Consider the following 17,711-nt stretch of genomic DNA (forward strand, 5'->3'; position numbering starts at 1 on the left):
CACCTGCTGACCGAGACCGCCATCCGCACACCGGCGGTCCGGGTGGCCCGCAACGGCTCGGTGCTGCCGGAGTCCTCGTTCACCCGTGGCGGCAGCCTCGCCGGCAAGCCGCTCACCGGGCTCGTCGACCCGGTCAAGCTGATGCGCCTGCACGACGGGGGCGCCACGATCGTGCTCCAGGGGCTGCAGCGCTACTGGACTCCCGTCGGCGACCTCGTCGCCGACCTCGAGCTCGAGCTCGGCCACCCGTGCCAGGCCAACGCCTACCTGACCCCTCCCGGGGCCCAGGGCTTTGCGGTCCACTCCGACTCCCACGACGTCTTCGTGCTGCAGACCCACGGCACGAAGTTCTGGGAGATCCACGGCGACGGCGGTCCGGGTGAGCTGCTGCTCGAGCCGGGCGTCGTGGCCTACCTCCCCACCGGCACCCCGCACGCCGCCCGCGCGCAGGAGGCGGTCTCGCTCCACCTGACGATCGGGATCAACCAGCTCACCTGGCGCAGCCTGCTGCAGCGCGAGGTGGGACGTCTCCTCGACGAGGTCCCCGACCGGCACCTGCCGGCCGGCTACCTCGACGCCCCGACGCGGCTCGCCGAGGGCCTCGGCGACCACCTCGCCGCGCTCGCCGACGCCGTGCGCCGCCTCGACCCGGCGGCCGTGGCCGACGACCAGGCCGATCGGTTCCTCGGCGGCCGCCCGCCCCGGCTGCCCGGGGCGCTGCTCGACCGCGCGTCGCTGGCGGACCTCGACGCCACGACCCGGCTGCGCCGCCGCGCCGGGCGCCCGTGCGCCCTCGCCGACGCCGGCGACGTGGTCCGGGTTCTCATCGGCGACCGGGTGCTGCGCGTCCCGGCCCGGGTGCGCCCCGCGCTCGAGCACGTCGCCGCGCACCGCGAGCTGGCTCCCGGTGACCTTCCACTCGACCCGGAGAGCGCGCTGGTGCTGTGCCGGCGCCTGGTGCGCGAAGGGTTGCTCGAGGTCGTCCGGTGACGGACTTCCGGTGCGCCGCGGCCAGCCGCGAGCGCGGCGACGACCTCGCCGGGACGGCCTCCACGGTGCGCAGCTACCTGCTGCTGGAGCACGCCGGCCCCTGGGGTGTCGACGTGCTGCGCGACGCCCGCCTGCCCTACGGCCTGGGCGTGCACCTGCGCGAGGCCGCCGGCCAGCACCGGTTCCGGGTGCTGCTGGTGCGGCGGCCCGGCCGGCGAGGGGTCGACGGCGGGATCCGCCTCTTCGCCTGCCGTGCGGCCGGCCCGGAGTCGTGGACCGAGACCGCGCTGCTCGACGAGCTCAACGACGTGCGCGACCTCGACCTCGCCCCGCTCGGCGCCGGCCTGTCGCTCGGGCTCGAGCCGCACGACGCGCCGCTGCTCGCGGTCTGCACCCACGGACGGCACGACGCGTGCTGCGCCGAGCTGGGCCGGCCCGCCGCGCTCGCGCTCGCCGGCGGCCCCCACGCGGACGCCGTCTGGGAGACCTCCCACGTCGGCGGGGACCGCTTCGCCGGCAACGTCGTCGTGCTGCCCCGCGGGCTCTACTACGGCGGCCTCGACGCGGCGACGGCCCCGGCTGTGGCCGACGCGACCGCTGCCGGCGAGGTGCTCCTCGACCACTTCCGTGGCCGGTCCGACCTGCCGATGGGCGCCCAGGCGGCCGACGCGGCCCTGCGCCGCGACCTGGGGCTGACCGGCTTCGACGACGTGCTCGCCCGCTCGGTCCGCGTCGAGGGCGACCTCACCACCGCCCGCTTCGAGGTCGCCGGGCACGGCGCCCGCGAGGTCGTCGTACGCCGCGTGCCGGGAGAGACGGCGTACCAGCTCACCTGCTCGGCGCGGCGCGACAACCCGGTCCCACGCCACGAGGTCGTCGAGGTCCGAGAGGCGCGGGAGACCTGAGAAACTCGCGCGCGTCGGCGTGCGGCCGGTGGGAGACTGACCGCTCGTGACCTGGACCGAGCGGATCCGCGCGCTGCGGATGGACGTCAGCCCGCTGCGCGAGTCGCGCGACTTCCGACTGCTGTTCACCGCGGGCAGCGTCTTCTACCTCGGCAGCATGGTCGCCTACGTCGCGGTGCCGTTCGCGATCTATGACCTCACCGGCTCCAACTTCCTCGTCGGGCTCGTCGGCCTGGTCGAGCTCGGGCCGCTCATCGTGTTCGGCCTTTACGGCGGCGCACTGGCCGACCACGTCGACCGCCGGAGGCTCCTCGTCGGCACGGGCGCGGTGCAGGTGGCACTGATGGCCGCCTTCGCCTGGAACGCGTTCTCGGCGCACCCGCGGGTGTGGGTGATCTTCGTGCTCGCCGCCCTCTACGCCGCGGCCAGCTCGCTGCAACGCCCTTCGCGCGAGGCGCTCGAGCCGCGCACGGTCCGGCACGACCAGATCGCCGCGGCCAACGCGCTCAGCAGCTTCGCGATGCAGTTCGGCGTGCTGCTCGGCCCCCTGTGCGGCGGCCTCCTCGTCGCCTACGTCGGCGTCGGCTGGTGCTTCCTCGCCGGGATGGCCGGCTACGCGATCGCCTCCCTGCTCTACGCCGCGATGCGCCCGTACCCGCACGACGGGGAGACCACGCCGCCGAGCCTGCGCGGCATCCACGAGGGCCTGACCTACGCCCTGCGCCGCCGCGACCTGCTCGGCACCTACGTCGTCGACATCGCCGCGATGATGCTGGCGATCCCGGTCGTGCTGTTCCCGGCGCTGGCGCACGAGGTCTTCGACCGGCCCGAGCTGCTCGGCCTGCTCTACTCGGCGGAGACGGTCGGCGCACTGGTCGCGACCGCGCTGAGCGGGTGGGTCGGTCGCGTGCACCACCACGGCCGCGCGATCGTGATCGCCGCCAGCCTGTACGGCGCCTGCATCGCGCTCGCCGGCCTGATGCCCTCGTTCTGGCTGGCCTGCCTGTTCCTCGCGCTCTCCGGGGCGGCCGACATGGTGTCCGCGGTTTTCCGCTCGACCGTGTGGAACCAGACCATCCCCGACACCATGCGCGGGCGCCTCGCCGGCATCGAGATGCTGTCGTACTCGGTCGGCCCGATGGTCGGGGAGACCCGCGCCGGCTTCGTCGCCGACGCGTGGTCGGTTCGAGGCGCGATCGTGAGCGGAGGTGCGGCCTGCGTCGGCGGGGTCCTGCTCACCGCCGCCGCCCTCCGCGACTTCTGGTCCTACGACTCCCGCACCGACCCGTACGCCGTCGCCGAGCGCGAGCGCCGCGCCGCCGCCCCGGGCGCCGTCTGACCCGGATCAGACGCACCCGATCAGCCGAGCGCCCGATCAGCCGAGCCGGTCCCGGAGGTCGGGGGCGGGCTGCCAGTCGGCGCGCTCGACGACGAGGCGCGGCTTGCCGGACTCGGCGGCCTCGAGGTTGCGGGCGGCGCGGTTGGCCTGCGCCTGCTCGCGGTCGGCGACCTGCTCGGCGTCGTGGGCCTCGACCCGCGCCTCGGCCAGCTCGCGGTGCAGGGTCTGCACCTTGGTGGCCTGCGCCTGGATCTCCTCCGGCGGGCGCTCCTCGAGGACCATCGTCTCGAGCTGGTCGAGGGCGTTCTGCTCGCGACGCTTCAGCTGCTCGACGGTGCGCTGGGCGGCCTCGGCGCGGTCGTTGGCCTGGACCGCCTCCATCGCCTCCTCGGCCGCCTCGCGGCGCAGCTCGCCGAACGACACCTGGTTGGCGTTGGCCGCGACGAGCTTCGCCTTGTCCTTGTCGGGGTGGACGCCGGCGTACTCCGCCAGCGCCCTCACCAGGTCGCGCGTGCTGGCGCGGCGGGCGTCGCGCAGCTCGATCTTGATCTCGAAGCACTCCTGGTAGGCCTTCCAGTCGGCCTCCCACGCGTCGGCCTGCTTCTGGGTGGCGTCGCCCGGCAGCGTCTCGACCGGCGGCCAGATCCGGTTGTCGCGGACCTCGAGCCCCTTGCTGGAGGCGTAGGCGCGCAGCTGCTCGAGTCCCTCGCGGTGGCGGCGCAGCACGTCGGAGTAGGCGTTGATCGCCCGGCCCAGCCCGCGGAGGTTGTCGCGGACCGTCGCCGACTCCTCGTGGCGACGGCCGGCGCGGTCGCGAAGGGTGTCGGCGGCCTCGCCGGCGAACACCTCCTCGGACAGCGTCGCGGTGCGCTCGAACCCGTCGACGGCGAGCTCGACCTTGGCGGCGAGCCGTCGGACCGAGTCGCCGTAGGAGTCGACCTTGTCGGGCTCGAGCCAGTGGTAGCCGCAGCCGATCGGGTCGCCGAACTGCAGCCCGTCCTGCTGGGTCTCGAGCCTGTCGGCGACGACCCGGGTCATGGCGTCACCTGGTCCAGCTTGGTGGCCACGCGGGCGGCCTCGCCGACCATGAGGTCGAGCTCGTCGAAGTCGATGATCGAGTCGTCGATGGCGCCGGCGAGGGTGCGGCACTTCTTCGCCACCTGCTCGGCGTCCTCGACGAGGCTGCGCACGCCCTCGACCATCAGGTCGCGCCACGGGAAGTCGTCGGCCGGGTGGTCGATGTCGCCCAGGGCGTCCTTGAGCGCCTCACGCGCGGAGTCCAGCTCTTCCTTGGCGGTCCGCAGCGCCCGCTGGTTGATCGCGATCGGCCTCATGGCGACCTTCTGCCCCGATGGACGCCCGGTGAAACGCGAAGTGGTGAAACTGTGAACCAGGACGCGGGACCGGTCTGGACCGTCCCTGCTCCAGGCGTGCCGACGGGGGCCGGCAGGGCTCAGACGTGACCGCTGAGCTGGGCCATCCGCAGCTCGAGCCGGGCGAGGAGGTCGGCGCAGGCCTTGTCCGTCAGTCGGGTCGGGTCGGACGACTTCTTCCCGCCGCCCTGCGCGCACACCGGCAGCACGTCGATCGACAGCTTGGCGCCGCCGGCCAGTGCGCGGAGCTCGTCGAGCTTGTCGCCGAAGGGCGAGCCGCTGCCGGGGGAGTAGTAGTCGACGGCCGCCTCGACGTCGTCGGCGAAGAGGTCGGCCTTCGTCACCGCGACGATCAGCCACGTGGGGCGGTCGCGGCGCACCGCCATGCTGGCGATGCGGTGCGCGGTGATCGACCAGTCCTCGAGCTCGGCGGTCAGCTGCTCCTCGCGGGTCGCCGCGCCCGTGCCGCTGGTGCCGCCGGTGCGCCGCGGGGTCGCGTAGCCGTTGGCGACCACGTGCAGCACCCCGTCGACCGGCTCGTCGTGGAAGACCTCGTCGAGCGCCCCGAGCCGGGTGGCGGCGTTCTCGCCCGGCACGACGCGGAAGCGGTAGCCCCGCATCCGCGCGTCGCGGCGGGTACGCCGTTCCATGACTGCGGAGCCGACGTCCTGGCCCGCCTGCTCCGACTGGGCGCTCGCGCGCCGCGACAGCCGGTCGGCCAGCCGGGTCTTGCCGACGCCGGTCATGCCGGTGACGGCCACGGTCGGGTAGCGGTGCCGGAGGAGGCGCGAGGCGCGCTCGGGGGCCTGGGACAGCGCGGCCAGCGCGCCCCCGGCGATCGTCGTACCGAGGGCTGCCCTGCCGTGTCGCAACGGTGACTGCATGGGTCCATCCTTCCCGACGCCCGGGTGGTCCAGTGACGAACCGTCGTCCGAAGGGGTCTCCGGCGACCCTCTGCCACTGGACCACCCCGGCGGGGGCGCCGGGCGCCGGTTGGCCATGCAACCAGCGATCACGGACAATGGCCGCGCCCGTGCCCGCCGGTCGAAAGGTCTCCATGGACACCGAGAACCGTCCCGTCCTGACGGGGTTGCTCGCCCTCGTCGGCGTCGCCGTGGCCATCGGGCTGCTGGGCGGTCTCGCCGTCCTCGTGGGCGTCAAGGCCGCCGGCATCGGCGGGGACACCGAGGCGTCCGACGACAGCACGGCCTCGGCGACCTTCAACCTGCCGCGGCCCACCGACACGGAGAGCTCGATCCCGGAGCCGGCCGAGACGTCCGAGCCCAGCTCGGGGGAGCCGACGTCGGAGGCGCCGGCCGAGGCGATCTCGCTGTCGGCCACGCAGCAGTCGGTGAGCCCGATGCAGCAGATCGACCTGACCGGCACCTACCAGTCCGGCGAGGGCGCGATCCTGCAGGTGCAGCGCATGGAGAACGGCGCGTGGTCCGACTTCCCGGTGACCATGTCGGTCAGCGGCGGGACCTTCGCGACCTACGTCCAGACCAGCCGCCCCGGGCCCAACAAGTTCCGCGTGATCGACACCGACACCCAGACGACCTCCAACGAGGTCACCGTCACGGTCGGCTGACCTCCGGCGCGAGCGCCGCGGCCCGGGCGCGGTCCACGCGACCGGTCCAGTGGCCGACCCAGCCCGCACCGGCGAGCCCCAGCACGCCGACCACCAGGCAGGCGGTCGCGAGCGGCGCGACCGCGGCGACGGCGCTGACCAGCAGCGGACCGCTGGTGTTGCCGATGTCGCCGCACAGCCGCCACGCGCCGAGGAACTGCGACCGCCCGTCCACCGGCGCGGCGTCCGCGCCGAGGGTCATCACGATCCCGGCCCCCAGCCCGTTGCCGGCGGCGATGAGCGCCATCACCAGCGCCACGGTGAGGGCGGACGAGGTGAGCGGCAGGAGCAGGCACGCCACCGCCATCGACAGCACGACGGGTACGGCGACGACCCTCCGTCCGCGCGTGTCCATCAGCCAGCCGCCGGGCCACATGAACGCCACGTCGAGGGCGGCGGCCGCGGCGAAGATCAGCGACGTGGTCGAGGCGGACAGGCCGACGTGGTCGGCCCACAGCGGCAGCAGGCTCATGCGCAGCGACCGGCTCATGCCCAGGACCACGACGGCCGTGCCGAGCGTGCCGAGCACGCGGCGGTGGGCGGAGATCACCGTCCACACCGGGAGGTGGCCGGTCGAGCGCGCGGCCGCCCGCTTCTCCTCCCCGAGGTCCGGCATCGTGCCGGCGAGCAGCGCAGCGCAGACCGACATGGCCGCGCCCAGCCAGAACACGCTCTCCACACCGCTGACCTCGATGAGGCCGGCGCCGAGCAGCGGCCCGACCAGCACGCCGATGCGGTAGGACCCGCCGAGGAAGGACATCGCCCGCGCCCGGTGGGTCTCGGGGACGACGTCGATCATGAAGCCCTGGCGGGCGATGAGGAACAGCGTCCAGCACACCCCGCTCAGCAGCACGCCGACGGCGAGCCCGAGCACGGAGTCGGTGAGGCCGGCCAGTGCCATGGCGCCGGCGTCGACGAACCCCGCCACGACCAGCGACCGGCGCTCACCGATCCGCGCGACCAGGGCGCCCGCGGGGAGGCTGAACAGCAGCATGCCGACGCCGGTGAGCGCGACGACCGCGGCCGCCGTGCTGACGTCCGCCCCGAGGTCGCGCGCCCGCAGCGCGATCACCGGCAGGATCGCGCCGTGCCCGATCGCGGAGACGATCGAGGGGCCGTACGCCACGAGCCAGATGTCGCGGAACCTGAAGTCCTGCGCCCCCGAGCTCACCCGGTCATCCTCTCAGCCAACGGTCCCGCCCTCTCCCGTCCGCCCGCCGGCGGCGGGGATCAGGGGATCCAGTCGAAGGTGTCCGGGTTGGGGCCGGTGCGGCCGTCCTCACCCCGGTCGAGACCGGAGATCGCGTCGACCTGGTCGGTGGTGAGCTCGAAGTCGAAGAGCTCGAAGTTCTCCCGCATCCGCTCGGCGCTCATCGACTTCGGGAAGACGATGTCGCCGCGCTGGAGGTGCCAGCGCAGCGTGACCTGGGCCGGCGTACGCCCGACGGCGGAGGCGACCTCGCCGATGGTCGGGTCGTCGAGCACCCCGCCCTGCGCGATCGGCGACCACGCCTCGGTCAGGATGCCGTGCTCCCGGTCGGCCGCGCGGACGGCCTCGTTGGTGAAGAAGGGGTGCACCTCGACCTGGTTCACCACCGGCACCACGCCGGTCTCGTCGATGATGCGCTCGAGGTGCGCGGGCTGGAAGTTGGAGACGCCGATGCTGCGCGACTTGCCCGCCTCCTGCGCCTCGATCAGCGCGCGCCAGGTCTGGACGAAGTCGCCGTCGTACTGCGTGGGCAGCGGCCAGTGGATGAGGAACAGGTCGACCTGCTCGAGGCCGAGGCGCTCGAGCGAGGCGTCGATCTCCCGGCGGGCGTCGTCGGGCCGGTGGAAGGAGTTGTTGAGCTTGGTCGTGACGTAGAGGTCGTCGCGGGCGATGCCGGAGTCCCGGATCGCCTCGCCCACGCCGGCCTCGTTGCCGTACATCTGCGCGGTGTCGATGTGGCGGTAGCCGACCTCGAGGGCCTGGCGGACCGCGTCGGCGGTCTCCGGCGGCGGGACCTGGAAGACGCCGAAGCCGAGCTGGGGGATGGACGTGCCGTCGTGGAGCTGGAGGGTCGGAACAGTCATACAGGTCTCTACCCCGCGGGTCCGCGAGGTATTCCGCTGGACTCCGCGTCCTAGGCTCGGGGGCGTGACCCAGGACACGGACCGCACGCTCGCACCCCTCCACCTCCCCGGCGACGGCGACTGGCTGACGTGGGTGGGGGACCGCTGCGAGGGCGGGCTCGCCGAGGCGCGGCGGCTCGTCGAGGAGGTGAAGGCCGGCTCGGGCGGCGCACGCGAGGTGCTCGACGCGTGGAACCGCGCGGAGACCGCCCTCACCAACGCCGGCGCGGTCTCGATGTGGGCCGAGGTCCACCCCGATGCCGCGGTGCGCGACCGGGCCGACGAGCTGAGCCAGGAGGTCCAGAGGTACGTCACCGAGCTCGGCCTCGACCGGGACCTGTACGCCGTCTTCGACGGGCTCACCGCGGATGGCCTCGACGACGACGCCCGCCGGGTCCTCGACCACACGCTGCGCGACTTCCGCAGGGCCGGCGTGGACCGCGACGACGCGACGCGCGAGCGGCTGCGCGAGCTCAGCGAGCGCGGGGTGCGGCTGTCGCAGGACTTCGGCCGCAACATCCGCGACGACGTCCGCTCGATCCGCATCGCGCCCGAGCGCCTCGACGGACTGCCCGAGGACTACCGCGCAGCCCACCCCGCCGACGACGACGGGCAGGTCACCCTCACCACCGACTACCCCGACCTGGTGCCGTTCATGACGTTCGGCTCCGACGCCGACGCGCGCCGCGACCTCAGCCTGGCCGCCAACAACGTCGCCTGGCCGGTGAACGACCAGGTCCTCCAGGACATCCTCGCGGTGCGCCGCGAGACCGCCGACCTCCTCGGCTACGGCTCGTGGCCCGACTACGACACCGAGGTCAAGATGATCGGCACCGGCGCGGCCGTGGCCGGGTTCATCGACCGGATCAGCGATGCGGCCACCGAGCGGGCAGGCCAGGAGCTCGCGGTGCTCCTCGAGCGCAAGCGCCGCGACGACCCGGCCGCCGACACCGTGGCGACGTACGACTCGCGCTACTACGCCGAGCTCGTCCGCCGCGAGCAGTACGACGTCGACGGCCAGGTGGTGCGCACCTACTTCCCCTTCGAGCAGGTCCGGCAGGGGCTCCTCGACGTCACCGGGCGGCTCTTCGGGCTCGAGTGGACGCCCGTCGACCAGGCCGAGGCCGGCACCTGGCACGAGGACGTCGCGACCTACGACGTCGGCCTGGACGGACGCCGGATCGGCCGGATCCACCTCGACCTGCACCCGCGCGAGGGCAAGTTCAAGCACGCCGCCCAGTTCGACGTGGTGAGCGGCGTCGCCGGCGTGCAGCTCCCCGAGGGCGCGCTGGTCTGCAACTTCAGCCGCGGCCTGATGGAGCACGGCGAGGTCGTCACGCTGTTCCACGAGTTCGGCCACCTGGTCCACCACGTGCTCGGCGGGCAGGGCGACTGGGTGCGGTTCTCCGGCGTGGCCACCGAGTGGGACTTCGTCGAGGCGCCCAGCCAGATGCTCGAGGAATGGGCGTGGGACGCCGACGTGCTGGCGACCTTCGCCCGCAACGCCGACGGCGAGACCATTCCCGCCGAGCTGGTCGCGGCGATGCGCCGGGCCGACCACTTCGGCAAGGGCACGCACGCCGCCCAGCAGATGTCGTACGCCGCCCGGTCCTACTGGTTCCACGCGCAGCAGCACGACGACCTCACCGCCTACGGCGACGAGCTCCAGCGCCGCTACTCGGTGTTCCCGCCGCTCGAGGGCGCCCACATGCACTGCAGCTTCGGCCACCTCGACGGCTACTCGTCGGGCTACTACACCTACATGTGGTCGCTGGTCATCGCGAAGGACCTGTTCTCCGCCTTCGACCGCGACGACCTCTTCGCCGCCGACGTCGCGGGCCGCTACCGCGACCGCGTCCTCGCCCAGGGCGGGCGCAAGGACGCCGCCGACCTCGTCGCCGACTTCCTGGGCCGGCCCTACTCCTTCGCCGCCTGGGAGGCCTGGCTCGCGGAGTAGGGCCGACCGCCGGCGCTCAGCTCGTCGTCACCGCGGTGTCGTCGAGGACGAAGCTGGTCTGGAGCGAGGAGTCCTCGTTCATCAGGAACCGCACCGTGACCGTCTTGCCCTTGTAGGCGAGCAGGCTGTGGCTGAACTGGGTGTAGGTGGCGTTGGTGCCCACGTTGCTGAAGGTCTTCAGCGTCGTCGCGGTGCCGCCGCTGACGACCTGCACCCGGAGCGTGTCGTACGCCGTCGAGCCGGACTCGGCCGTGTCGGTCCGGATCCAGTACGACAGCGACGCCGCGGTGGCCGTCGCCGGGATGGTCACGGCCTGCGCGATGTTCTCCGACGAGGTCGAGCCGTTGCCGCCGAGCCAGGCCTTCCACGTGCCGGTGCGCGCCGGGCGGCCGCTGTTGCTCGTGATCGGGCCCGAGGTCCCGGTCCACGAGGTGGCGCCGGACTCGAAGCCGGGGTTGGCCAGCAGGTTGCTGCCCGTCGGCGGGGTGGTGGGCGGGGTCGTGGTGCCGAAGTCCTTGTCGGCGTAGAGCCACACCATGTGGCCGATCATGTCGAGGTTGCGGCCCAGCGCCGTGGTGTCGACGTTGGAGATGGTGTCGCACGAGCGGTGGTAGCACGGGTCGAAGGCGCGCCCCGCGGTGCCGCCCCACTTCTGGGCCTGCGCGGTGGTCTTCGTCGTCTCACCGCCCGAGTACATGCCCGTCGTCGCGATCCCGTAGGTGCGGAAGGACGCGTGGTCCGAGCGCCCCTGCACGTCGATGTACTCCCAGGGGATGCCCTTCGACGTGTAGTAGGCGGTCATCGCGTCCCGGGCGAAGTTGCCGACGGCGTTGTCGTCGTAGACGAAGTAGCCGGGGTTGGGCGAGCCGACCATGTCGTAGTTCATGTAGAGGTCGATGCGGTCCTTGTCGGCCGTCGGCAGGTTGCGCATGTAGTGGTTGCTGCCGAGGAGGCCCTGCTCCTCCGCGCCCCACCAGGCGAACCGCAGGTGGTTGCGCGAGGTGTTGCCGCTCGACGCCCATGCGAGCGCCGCCTCGAGCACCGCCGCGGAGCCCGTGCCGTTGTCGTTGATGCCGGGCCCGGACGACACGCTGTCGAGGTGGGCGCCGGTCATGACCACGTGCTCGGGGTCGCCGCCCGGCCAGTCGGCGACGAGGTTGTACGACGTCCCCGACGAGGTCGAGAACGTCTGCACCTGGGTGGTGTAGCCGGCGGCGTCGAGCTTCGCCTTCACCCAGTCCAGCGAGGCCTTGTAGCCCGGCCGGCCGGTGGCGCGGTTGCCGCCGTTGGCGGTGGCGATGCTCTGCAGCTGCTGGAGGTGCGCGGTGACGTTGGTGGTGCTGAGGTCCGGCGACGGCGCCGCGACGGCGGGTGAGCCGGTGCCGGCGAGCATCGAGGCGGTGACGGCCGTGGCCGCGACGGCGGACAGCGCCGTCGTACGAAGGGAACGCATGGGGATCTCCCGAGAGGTCGGAGGAGGGCTGGGGACAGGAGACGGGGCGGGGCAGCAGCGCTGCCCCGCCCCGTCAGGAGCGGCAGGACGTCAGGAGACGTTCAACGCGGTGTCGTCGACCACGAAGCTGGTCTGCAGCGACGAGTCCTCGGTCATCGTGAAGCGGATGGTGACCGTCTTGCCCTTGTAGGCGGTGAGGTTGTGCGAGTACTGGGTGTACGTCGCGTTCGTGCCCACGTTGGTGAAGGTGCGCAGCGTCGTCGCGGTGGAGCCGTCGACGACCTGGACCCGCATCCGGTCGTAGACCGTGGAGCCGCTCTCCGAGGTGTCCGTGCGGATCCAGTACGACAGCGTGGCGGCCGTGGCCGACGCCGGGACGGTCACCGACTGGTTGATCGTCTCGGTGCTCGACGAGCCGTTGCCACCGAGCCAGAGCTTCCACGAGCCGGTGCGGGCCGGGCGACCGGTGTTGTTGGTGATCGGGCCGGCGGTGCCGGTCCAGGTGGTCGCGCCGGACTCGAAGCCCGGGTTGCCGAGGATGTTGCCCCCGGTCGGCGGGGTAGTGGGCGGCGTGGTGGTGCCACCGCACGTCGGGTCGGCGCTCTGGGCGGGCACGTTGACCGCGTCCCACGCCGTCTTGACGGCGTTGAACTGGGCGCAGGTGCTGTCCAGGTTCTTGGCCGCGGTGAGCGTCCAGGTGCGGTACTTCGGGTAGTTCGACGACGAGGTCTTCATCAGCATCGCGTTGTAGAGGACCTTGATCGCGGCCTGCTCGCCGATCGCGGGGACGACGGTGCCGTCGCAGCGCGAGGTGCCACCGCGGCCGAGGAGGTAGAACCAGTGGTCGCCCGGTCCGGCGTCGGAGTGCACGCTCGAGCTGGGGATCGCCGAGCTGTAGCAGGACGGGTCACCGGCGTTGGCCGGGTTGGAGCCGTCGCGGATCGGGCCCTGGCCGACGAGGTTGATCTCCTCGCCGATCGTGTGGTCGGGACCGTCGTAGCTCGAGGACTGGTTGTCGTAGTACTCCGTCGCCGTGGCCAGCGCGTCGCCGATGAACTCCTGCGTGCCGCCGCCCGAGATGCCGCCGGGGGTGCGGTCGTCCACGCCGTGGCCGAACTCGTGGGCGACCACGTCGATCGAGGTGATCCACTGCCCGGCGGTGTTCTTGCCGAACTGCGTCTGCGTGCCGTCGTAGTAGGCGTTCTGGTCGTTGAGGCCGACGCGCATCGGCACCCAACCGCCGTTGCCGTCCATGCCGTTGCGGCCGAGCCACGACGACATCATCGCCTTCATCTGCTGCGCGGCGTAGAGCCCGTCGACGCAGCCGGTCTCGCGGTTGGTGCCGTTGCCGTTGCCCCACACGTCGTCGGAGCCCGAGAAGGTGGTGTTGTTGGCGGCGTCCTGGCAGCGCAGCGTGGAGGCCGACGGGTCCTGCATCAGGTAGGTGCTGCCCGACTGGGTCGTGGCGAAGGACAGCGGGTTCGGGCCGGAGTACGCCGCCGTGCCCGTGCCGTGGGCGATCTGCTCGCGGGACTCCAGGACGTCGCCTGAGACGGCGTCGACCCAGACCTTCTTCCAGGACACCTCGCCCTTGTCGGTGCCGCGCACCTCGACCTCGTAGGCGAGCTCCGTGCCGGCGTCGCGGTGCCAGATGACGAGCTCGGGCGCGGAGGCCTGCGAGCCCTGGTCGACCAGCGCCTGAGCCGCCTCGGCGGCTGCGGTGGCGTCGATCTTCGGGGTGGTGACGGCGATGTCGACCGGCGCCTCCTGGGCGACGGACGTGCCGACGACCTGGCCCTCCCCGTTGGCCAGGACGACGAAGTCGCCACCGACCACGCGCAGGCCCTCGTGGGTCCGCTCGTAGGCCATGGAGTAGATGTCGGAGCTGCCGGCGAAGGTGCCGGTGCGGACGAAGGCGTCCTGCGACGCGCGCTCGAGCGCGTTGCCGTGGCCCTTCACCCAGGCGCTGGCGGCCTGCTGGGCCTCGAGGCGGGGGTTGCCCGCCGAGGGTGCGGCGCCGGCCGGGGTGGCGGTCGGAGCCAGGAACGACGCAGCGACGGCCGTCGCTGCGATACCGGCCAGGGCGGCCAGTCGAGATGTCTTCACGTGGGGTGTCCAATCATGAGTCCGGGACCCGAGAGCCCGAGGGTGGATTGGGGTGATGCGGACCACTGCACAAACTCGCAATCGGCGAGGGGCCGGTCAATGCGGCATCGACTGCAGGTTCGTGCAACGCGAGAACCTGCACACTGCGAACGGCCACGTCCGATAATCGGCGACGCGCGGGATTCCGTGGTGTGGGAACGGTCTCAGCGAGTGAGTACGACGGGGCGCCGGGGCGAGACCGCGGCGATCCGTTCGGCGACGGCCTCGCCGAACTCGTCGTGGCCGCCCTCGGTGAGGTGCAGCCGGTCCTCGAGGTAGTCGAGCTCGAGGTCGCTGGTCTGGACGTACGGCACGCCGTACTCCTCGCTCAGCCGCGCCAGCAACCCGTCGACGCGCGGCACGCCGGCGGCGCGGGCCGGGGCGGTGGCCGGACCGACCACGACCACCCGTTGCGCGGCGAGGTCGGCCATCAGGGCGCGGAAGCCGCGGTCGACGGCGGCGGCCGGCTGGTCGTGGTCGTTGAGGCCGCCCTCGACGACCACCAGCGCGGGCCGTACGCCGAGCGCCGTCGGCGCGCGGTCGTGGAAGGACACCCGGCCGCACGTGCTCGCGTGGGCGCTGAAGCCCGAGCCGGAGAACCCGGCGACGTGCACCTCGCCGGGGAGCCGCGCGGCCCACGACCGGGCCAGGTCGTCCTGGCCGAGGCCCACCGACCACGAGTCGCCGATGACCAGCGTGCGGGCGCCCTCGCCGGTGACGACGGCGGCACGCTCCCGGGAGTCCTCCCGGTGCTGCTGGCAGCGGGCCGGACCCGCGCCCGCGCGGTCGGCGACGTAGAACGCCGTCAGGGCAGCGAGCAGCACCGCGATGACTGAGGCGCCGACGACCCGGCGCACGTTCCCCCCGAGGACCACGAGGAAAGTGTGCGGCCTCGAGCCCGAAGAGCGCAGGGGAACAACCCTGAGATTTGCCCTGATTTCCGTGATCGCAGGTTTCGAGGCTCGTCGCTGGCGCTCCTCGCACCTCAACCGGCGGTGGGGGTCTGGCCGCGGCCGGAAATCGGGAGGCGGTGCCGCCTCCGCGCTCCTACGCTGCGCGCATGACGGACGAGCTGCGGCAGGCCTACGACGACCAGCTCCGGCGGGAGGGGGAGGTGGGCACCGCCGAGGACCTCGTGCTCCACGGCCCGCTGATGTGGGCGGTCTTCGACCACGGCGGCTTCGTCACCTACCGCGACCTCGCGGGGATCGAGGGCGACGCGCTGGACACGCTGATCGAGGAGACCGTCGCGCACTTCCGCGACGACACCACGGTCGACTCGTTCGAGTGGAAGTCGCGCGGCCACGACCTGCCCGCCGACCTCCCCGGGCGGCTGCTCGCGCACGGCCTCGAGGCCGAGCCGCAGGAGACGGTGATGATCGGGGAGGCCTCGCTGCTGGCCGTCGACGTGCCGCTGCCGGAGGGCGTCGTCGTACGCCGGGTGGGCGAGGGCGGCGACCTGCGCGACGACGTGACCCGGATGCTCGCCGCCCAGGAGTCGGTCTTCGGCGGCGGTCGCGGGCCCTCGGTCGACAGCGCGCTGGCCGAGCTGGCCCGGGGCGACTCCGAGTCCTGGATCGCCGAGGTCGACGGCCAGGTCGTCTGCGGCGGCCGCCTCACCGTCGTGCCCGGCACGGAGTTCGCCGGCATCTGGGGCGGCTCGACGCTCCCGGAGTTCCGCGGGCGCGGCATCTACCGCGCGCTCGTCGCCGCCCGCGCCCGCGCGGCCGTCGCCCGCGGCGTGCGCTACCTCCACTCCGACTGCACCGACATGTCCCGCCCGATCCTCGAGCGCTCCGGCCTGCGCGCCGTGACCACCACGACGCCGTACGTCTGGACCCGCTGACCGCACCTGTCGCCCGGACCGAAAAATTGTCGGCTGGATCGGGAACATCCACCGCGGCCATGCGTTGTAGCCAGTGATGCAAGTTGAGTCCGATCGACTCAACTGTTTTGCCTCCCCGGGCGTGACACGTCAGGATGGCGGCATCGGCGGGCGACGACAGCCGCCCGCGCCCCAGACATCGACCCCGGACCCACCGGGGCGCAGCAGGAGGTAGACACACATGGCACGAGCCGTCGGCATCGACCTCGGTACGACGAACTCCGTCGTCGCCGTCCTCGAGGGTGGCGAGCCCACCGTCATCGCCAACGCCGAAGGCGCGCGGACCACCCCGTCCGTCGTGGCCTTCACCAAGTCCGGCGAGGTCCTCGTCGGCGAGGTCGCCAAGCGACAGGCGGTCACCAACGTCGACCGCACCATCCGGTCCGTCAAGCGCCACATGGGCGAGGACTGGAAGGTCGACATCGACGACAAGTCCTTCACCCCCCAGCAGATCAGCGCGTTCGTGCTGCAGAAGCTCAAGCGCGACGCGGAGGCCTACCTCGGCGAGACGGTGACCGACGCGGTCATCACCGTTCCGGCGTACTTCTCCGACGCGCAGCGCCAGGCCACCAAGGAGGCCGGCGAGATCGCGGGCCTCAACGTCAGCCGCATCGTCAACGAGCCCACCGCGGCCGCCCTCGCCTACGGCCTCGACAAGGGCGAGGACCAGACCATCCTCGTCTTCGACCTCGGTGGCGGCACCTTCGACGTGTCCCTGCTGGAGATCGGCGAGGGCGTCGTCGAGGTCAAGGCGACCTCGGGTGACAACCACCTCGGTGGCGACGACTGGGACAACCGCGTCGTGGAGTGGATGGTCAAGAAGTTCAAGGACAACAACGGTGTCGACCTCGGCGCCGACAAGATCGCCAAGCAGCGCCTCCAGGAGGCCGCGGAGAAGGCGAAGATCGAGCTGTCCTCGAGCTCCGAGACCACGATCCACCTCCCCTACATCACCCACGGCGAGGGCGGCCCGCTCCACTTCGAGGAGAAGCTGACCCGCAGCGAGTTCCAGAAGATGACCTCCGACCTGCTCGACCGCACCAAGGCGCCGTTCCAGTCGGTGCTCAAGGACGGTGGCGTCGCGGTCAACGACATCGACCACGTGGTGCTCGTCGGCGGCTCGACCCGCATGCCCGCGGTCACCGACCTGGTCACCGAGCTCCTCGGCGGCAAGCAGCCCAACAAGGGCGTGAACCCGGACGAGGTCGTCGCCGTCGGCGCCGCCCTGCAGGCCGGTGTCCTCAAGGGCGAGGTCAAGGACGTGCTGCTCCTCGACGTCACCCCGCTGTCCCTCGGCATCGAGACCAAGGGCGGCGTGATGACCACGCTGATCGAGCGCAACACCACGATCCCGACCAAGCGGTCCGAGATCTTCACCACCGCCGACGACAACCAGCCGTCGGTCGAGATCAAGGTCGCCCAGGGCGAGCGCCAGATGTGGAGCCAGAACCAGCCCCTCGGCAACTTCGAGCTGACCGGCCTCCCGCCGGCGCCGCGCGGCGTGCCGAAGATCGAGGTCACCTTCGACATCGACGCCAACGGCATCGTGCACGTCTCGGCCAAGGACCAGGCCTCCGGCCGCGAGCAGTCGATGACCATCTCCGGTGGCTCGGCGCTCAGCAAGGACGAGATCGACCGCATGGTCAAGGAGGCGGAGCAGTACGCCGAGGAGGACGCCAAGCGTCGCGAGGCTGTCGAGGCCCGCAACCAGGGCGACCAGCTCGTCTACACGACCGAGAAGTTCCTCACCGACAACGCCGACAAGCTCCCCGACGACGTGAAGACCGAGGTCCAGGCCGACGTCGACGCGCTCAAGGAGACCCTCGCCAAGGACGACGCCTCCTCGGAGGAGATCACCGCGGCGGTGACCAAACTCGGTGAGTCCAGCCAGAAGATGGGTGCCGCGATGTACGCCGCCGCCGAGG

The 17,711-nt window shown here is 72.3% G+C and carries 15 protein-coding genes; 7 read left to right on the plus strand and 8 right to left on the minus strand.

Translation table 11 applies throughout. From position 1 onward, the window contains the following. The first annotated feature begins 42 nt into the window (after nt 1–42). The 3 genes from Q9S36_RS44830 to Q9S36_RS44840 are packed head-to-tail and all read left to right on the plus strand — an operon-like array spanning nt 43 to nt 3,234. Nucleotides 43–990 (plus strand): JmjC domain-containing protein, encoded by a 948-nt coding sequence (locus tag Q9S36_RS44830; protein WP_311291232.1) that lies wholly within the window; start codon nt 43–45, stop codon nt 988–990. Next, nucleotides 987–1,895, plus strand: coding sequence for a sucrase ferredoxin (locus Q9S36_RS44835; RefSeq protein WP_311291233.1), 909 nt, complete (start codon nt 987–989; stop codon nt 1,893–1,895). The genes Q9S36_RS44830 and Q9S36_RS44835 overlap by 4 nt, the downstream gene beginning before the upstream one ends. Before the next feature lie 46 nt (nt 1,896–1,941). Continuing rightward, nucleotides 1,942–3,234, plus strand: a complete 1,293-nt coding sequence (locus tag Q9S36_RS44840; RefSeq protein WP_311291234.1) for an MFS transporter — start codon at nt 1,942–1,944, stop codon at nt 3,232–3,234. Between the two features lie 36 nt (nt 3,235–3,270). Here the strand turns inward: Q9S36_RS44840 and Q9S36_RS44845 are convergent, their stop codons facing one another. The 3 genes from Q9S36_RS44845 to Q9S36_RS44855 all read right to left on the minus strand — a co-directional run bounded on the left by Q9S36_RS44845 (nt 3,271) and on the right by Q9S36_RS44855 (nt 5,491). Further along, nucleotides 3,271–4,272 carry a hypothetical protein gene (locus tag Q9S36_RS44845; RefSeq protein WP_311291235.1) on the minus strand — a complete coding sequence of 334 codons (1,002 nt, stop codon included), beginning with the start codon at nt 4,270–4,272 and terminating at the stop codon, nt 3,271–3,273. Beyond that, nucleotides 4,269–4,568, minus strand: a complete 300-nt coding sequence (locus Q9S36_RS44850; RefSeq protein ID WP_311291236.1) for a hypothetical protein — start codon at nt 4,566–4,568, stop codon at nt 4,269–4,271. The genes Q9S36_RS44845 and Q9S36_RS44850 overlap by 4 nt, the downstream gene beginning before the upstream one ends. Nucleotides 4,569–4,687: 119 nt before the next feature. After that, a complete protein-coding gene (locus Q9S36_RS44855) occupies nt 4,688–5,491 on the minus strand; it encodes a hypothetical protein (protein ID WP_311291237.1) in 804 nt (267 codons plus the stop codon). A gap of 173 nt (nt 5,492–5,664) precedes the next feature. Between Q9S36_RS44855 and Q9S36_RS44860 the strand changes: the two genes are divergently transcribed. Further along, complete coding sequence (locus Q9S36_RS44860) at nt 5,665–6,195, plus strand: hypothetical protein (RefSeq protein ID WP_311291238.1); 531 nt, start codon at nt 5,665–5,667, stop codon at nt 6,193–6,195. Here Q9S36_RS44860 and Q9S36_RS44865 read toward each other — a convergent pair. Further along, nucleotides 6,182–7,405, minus strand: coding sequence for an MFS transporter (locus Q9S36_RS44865; protein WP_311291239.1), 1,224 nt, complete (start codon nt 7,403–7,405; stop codon nt 6,182–6,184). The genes Q9S36_RS44860 and Q9S36_RS44865 overlap by 14 nt on opposite strands. A gap of 59 nt (nt 7,406–7,464) precedes the next feature. Next, entirely contained in the window at nt 7,465–8,307 is an 843-nt protein-coding gene (locus tag Q9S36_RS44870; RefSeq protein WP_311291240.1) for an aldo/keto reductase, read from the minus strand. Nucleotides 8,308–8,371: 64 nt separating this feature from the next. Between Q9S36_RS44870 and Q9S36_RS44875 the strand changes: the two genes are divergently transcribed. Next, a complete protein-coding gene (locus Q9S36_RS44875) occupies nt 8,372–10,303 on the plus strand; it encodes a M3 family metallopeptidase (protein ID WP_311291241.1) in 1,932 nt (643 codons plus the stop codon). A 16-nt stretch (nt 10,304–10,319) separates the two neighbouring features. On the opposite strand, the gene Q9S36_RS44880 is transcribed toward Q9S36_RS44875, so the two are convergent. The 3 genes from Q9S36_RS44880 to Q9S36_RS44890 all read right to left on the minus strand — a co-directional run bounded on the left by Q9S36_RS44880 (nt 10,320) and on the right by Q9S36_RS44890 (nt 14,776). Continuing rightward, on the minus strand, nt 10,320–11,756 hold the full coding sequence (locus Q9S36_RS44880) for a M28 family peptidase (protein WP_311291242.1): 1,437 nt from the start codon (nt 11,754–11,756) through the stop codon (nt 10,320–10,322). A 90-nt stretch (nt 11,757–11,846) separates the two neighbouring features. After that, nucleotides 11,847–13,862: a M4 family metallopeptidase gene (locus Q9S36_RS44885; RefSeq protein WP_311291243.1), complete on the minus strand. Its 2,016-nt coding sequence runs from the start codon at nt 13,860–13,862 to the stop codon at nt 11,847–11,849. A gap of 203 nt (nt 13,863–14,065) precedes the next feature. After that, nucleotides 14,066–14,776 carry an SGNH/GDSL hydrolase family protein gene (locus tag Q9S36_RS44890; RefSeq protein WP_311291244.1) on the minus strand — a complete coding sequence of 237 codons (711 nt, stop codon included), beginning with the start codon at nt 14,774–14,776 and terminating at the stop codon, nt 14,066–14,068. 185 nt (nt 14,777–14,961) lie between these two features. On the opposite strand from Q9S36_RS44890, the gene Q9S36_RS44895 reads away from it, so the two are divergent. After that, nucleotides 14,962–15,747, plus strand: a complete 786-nt coding sequence (locus tag Q9S36_RS44895; RefSeq protein WP_311291245.1) for a GNAT family N-acetyltransferase — start codon at nt 14,962–14,964, stop codon at nt 15,745–15,747. Nucleotides 15,748–15,967: 220 nt separating this feature from the next. Beyond that, on the plus strand, nt 15,968–17,711 hold a 1,744-nt coding region (gene dnaK / locus Q9S36_RS44900), incomplete at its 3' end, for a molecular chaperone DnaK (RefSeq protein ID WP_311291246.1).

The sequence above is a fragment of the Microbacterium sp. ARD31 genome (genome assembly GCF_031844425.1).

What these genes read in the sequence shown, in the direction of transcription:
- Q9S36_RS44845 (WP_311291235.1), bottom strand. Translation starts at nt 4,272, where the DNA reads ATGACCCGGGTCGTCGCCGACAGGCTCGAGACCCAGCAGGACGGGCTG.
- Q9S36_RS44895 (WP_311291245.1), top strand. Translation starts at nt 14,962, where the DNA reads ATGACGGACGAGCTGCGGCAGGCCTACGACGACCAGCTCCGGCGGGAG.
- Q9S36_RS44880 (WP_311291242.1), bottom strand. Translation starts at nt 11,756, where the DNA reads ATGCGTTCCCTTCGTACGACGGCGCTGTCCGCCGTCGCGGCCACGGCC.
- Q9S36_RS44860 (WP_311291238.1), top strand. Translation starts at nt 5,665, where the DNA reads ATGGACACCGAGAACCGTCCCGTCCTGACGGGGTTGCTCGCCCTCGTC.
- Q9S36_RS44870 (WP_311291240.1), bottom strand. Translation starts at nt 8,307, where the DNA reads ATGACTGTTCCGACCCTCCAGCTCCACGACGGCACGTCCATCCCCCAG.
- Q9S36_RS44855 (WP_311291237.1), bottom strand. Translation starts at nt 5,491, where the DNA reads ATGCAGTCACCGTTGCGACACGGCAGGGCAGCCCTCGGTACGACGATC.
- Q9S36_RS44850 (WP_311291236.1), bottom strand. Translation starts at nt 4,568, where the DNA reads ATGAGGCCGATCGCGATCAACCAGCGGGCGCTGCGGACCGCCAAGGAA.